General features: G+C 68.0%; 1 protein-coding gene. It reads left to right on the top strand.

Annotated elements, in window-relative coordinates; all coding sequences use genetic code 11:
* Window positions 1–3,421, top strand: a 3,421-nt coding sequence (locus tag AC1D0P_RS23005; RefSeq protein WP_477678865.1) for a hypothetical protein, incomplete at its 5' end; no start/stop codon positions are given.
* Window positions 3,422–3,901: the final 480 nt, after the last annotated feature.

Raw genomic sequence — 3,901 nt, 5'->3', positions numbered from 1 at the left:
GGACGTGCTGGGCCGCGCCGGCCTGGCCGCGCCGATCACGCCCGTAGGTGCGCTGCCGGGTTCCGCGGGCGCCGTGGGCACCACGCGCGTCGGCGACGGTTCGGGCGGCGGCGGCGGCGGCGGCGGCTGCCCCGGCGGTGCGGGCGGCGCGGAGCTGGTCGACAGCAGCGGCACCAACAACACCCAGCAGGCCACAGGCGGTAGTTCATGCAGCGACACCTCCGTGGTGACGGGTTTGAGCGTGACTGCGGCGGGTGCGGCGGGCGGGGCTTCCGTCACCGGCACGGCGCCGGCCAGCGGAAATAACGGTAGCAACGGCACTGTCACCATCACGCCGCTCAATCCGACACGGCTGATCACCAAATCCCAGCCCAGCCCGGCACTGGCCGTGAGCAGGGACAGCGTGTACACGCTGACGGTGACGGCCTCCACCTCGACGCCATTTTTCACCGCCACGGTAGGGGACCAGTTGCCGGCCAACCTGACCTATGTCGGCTGGTCCGGCACCGGCTGGACCTGCCCGACAGCGACCGGCGGCACCGGAACCCTGGTGGCCTGTACCTACAGCAGCAGCACCGCGACCACCACGGCCACGCTGAACATCACGGTGAGGCCGACATCGACCGTTAGCGTGACCAACCGCGCCTCGGTAGGCTCCGTGGGCAATACCGCCCAGCCCGCGCCGTCCACCTGCACCGGAAACAACACGCCCGTGGGTTGCGCCACGCCGGTGACCAACATTCCCACCAATGCGATCCTGAACCTGGTCAAGTCGGCGCCCAGCCCGGCCTTGAAAGTCGGCAGCAACAGCGCCTACACCCTCACGCTCACCAACACGGGCACGACGGTGAGCACCACGGCCCGCATTACCGACCAGTTACCCGCCAACCTGACTTATGTCAGTGGCGTGGGCACGGGCTGGACCTGCTCCACGGCGCCTAGCGGCGGCGGCACGCTGGTGACCTGCGACTACACCGGCTCCATCGCCATCAGTGGGACGGCCGCCGTCGTCATCACGGTCACGCCCACCAGCACGGCCAGCGTGACCAACTATGCGGCGACGGACCGGACGGGCGGCACCAACACACCGACGCCCACCACCTGTACCGCGGCCAATACCCCGACGGTGGGTTGCGCCGCCCCGGTCACGAGTACGCCGACCATCGTCACCCTGGGTCTTGTCAAATCCGCGCCCAGCCCCGCGCTGCAGGTCGGCTTCAACAGCGCGTACACGCTGACGGCGACGAATAGCGGTACCGCCGCCAGCACCACCGCCCGCATCACCGACCAGTTGCCCGCCAACCTGACCTATGTCAGTGGCGTGGGCACGGGCTGGACTTGTTCGGCGGCCAGCGGATTGGTGACTTGCAACTACAGCGGAACCCTCGCCGCCGGCGGCGGAACGGCGGCCGTGGTCATCACGGTCACGCCGACCAGCACGGCCAGCGTGACCAATTTCGCATCGATAGACCCGACGGGTGGCACGGCTCCGCCCACACCCACCACCTGTACCGCCGCGAACACCCCCAGTGCCGGTTGCGCCGCGCCGGTGACGAGTACGCCGACCAGCATCATCCTGGGCCTGGTCAAGTCGGCCCCCAGCCCCGCACTGCAGGTTCTCAGCAACAGCGCCTACACCCTCACGGTGACCAACAGCGGCACGGCCGCCAGCACAACGGCGCGTGTCGTGGACCAGTTGCCCTCCACCCTGAGCTACGTCAGCGGCGTGGGAACGGGCTGGACCTGCAGCTCGGCGGCCAATGGCGGCGGCACGCTGGTGACCTGTAATTACAGCGGCAACATCGCCGCCGGCGGCGGAACGGCCGCGCTGGTCATCACAGTCACGTCAACGAGCAATGCGGCGGTGACCAACTACGCATCGGTGGATCCCACCGGCGGTACGGCGCCTCCGGTCCCCACCACCTGCACCGCGGCCAATGCCCCGAGCGCAGGCTGCGCGGCGCCTGTGAGCAGCACGGCGGGCCGGCTGATTGCCGGCAACGTGTACAGCGACCCGAACCACAACAGCAACCTGGACGCGGGTGAAGCCGGCATAGGCGGGGCCAGCGCCCTGTGGGTCAAACTGGTGCCGCTGTCAGCCAGCGTGTGCACGGGCCCGGCCACTGCGGCCGCGTCGGTCAACCTCACCACCGGCGCCTACAGCCTGCCCAGCGTGGCGGAAGGCAGCTACTGCCTGATCCTGGATGGCAACAGCACCCTGAGCGACATCACGGCCGCCTACCCGGCCGGTTGGATCGGCACCCAGAACCCGAATGGTGTGATCCAGCTTGCGGTAGGCGCCGCGCCGCCCTCGCCGCAGAACTTCGGCCTGTACAACGGCAGCACGCTCAGCGGCAATGTATTCGCCGACAGCGGCGCCGGCGGCGGCACGGCCAACAACGGCGTGAAAGCCGGCACCGAGCCGGGCCTGGCCGGCGTCACCGTCAACGCCATGCAGGGCGCGACCACGGTGGACAGTGAACCCACGGCCAGCGACGGCAGTTTCACTCTGTGGATTCCCGGCGCCACCACCGGCACCGTGGTCCTCACGCCCGTGCTGCCGGCCGGCTACACCGCCACCGGCGGCTCGGCCGGCACCACCGGCGGCACGTACACCCGCCCCAGCGTGAGCTACACCGCCGGCTCCGGCCTGGCCCGSACCGGCATCAGCTTCGGCATGGTGGCGCCCAACACCCTGAGCCCCAACGGCGCGCAGACGGCCCAGCCCGGCACCGTGGTGTTCTACGCCCATACCTATAAAGCGGGCACCGGCGGATCGGTCACGTTCTCGATCGCCAACACCGCCACGCCGGCCAGCCCGGTCTGGAACCAGGTGCTGTACCAGGACAGCAACTGCAACGCTGCGCTGGAGGCCAGTGAGACGCAGGTCACGACGGCCATCACCGTCACCGCCGGGCAGACCGTCTGCCTGATCGTCAAACAGTTCGTGCCTGCGGGTTCCAGTCAGGGCGCGCAGAACAGCATCACGCTGAGCGCCGCCTTCACTTACACCAGCTCGGCCCCGGCACTGGGCGTCAGCACGCTGTCGGCCACCGACATCACCACGGTGGGCCAGGCCGGCGATCTGTCGCTGTCCAAGCTGGTGAGCAACATCACCCAGGCCATTCCGGCGGCCACCAGCGTGAACGCCAACCCCGGCGACACGCTGCAGTACACCTTGACGGCGACCAACAACGGCACGCAGCCGCTGTCCACGCTGTTCGTGAACGATTCCACCGCGGCTTTCACGGGATTTGTCTCCGCGGCCTGCCCGGGCTCGCTGCCCACCGGCATCACGGGCTGCACGGTGACGACGCAGCCGGCGGTCAATGCGCAAGGGGCGTTGAAGTGGACCTTTACCGGGTCGCTGGCGTCGGGGGGGCAGTTGGTGGTGACTTACCGGGTCAAGGTGGATCAGTAGGCCGGTTCTTGCTCCGGCTGGTGCGCTCTCTGCTGAGTTCTGCTGGCCGGGGGTAGCCCGGCGGCTACTCACTTTTCTTTTGCTTCGCCAAAAGAAAAGTAAGCAAAAGAAAAGGCGACCCTGGTTGCTGCGTCCCTTCGCTKCGCTACGGGCAACCTGCGGTGCTCGGTCCAGRCGGGGTCTCGCTAAACTCGCCTTCGGCTCAAACAACGCGATCCCTGATCCGCCTGAACCTSCGCTCCTCGGCGCATCCACAAGGGGTGGGGAAGGAATACCAATACCGAACACCTGAAGAAACAAGGACTCGCCACGGCGAGTCCTTGTTKGTATTTATCTTCTTTGTCTTTCTGTCTTTGTCCCCGCTCCCGATTGCCCCGTCCTGGCTGGGCCGAGGAGCGCAGACGTAGGCGGATCAGGGATCGCGCTTGTCTGAGCGAAGCGAGTTTGCGCGAGACCCCGCCGTAGTCGAGCACCGCAGGT

The sequence above is a fragment of the Polaromonas sp. P1_G2 genome, assembly GCF_056405515.1.
This window is presented reverse-complemented; position numbering and strand designations above follow the sequence as displayed.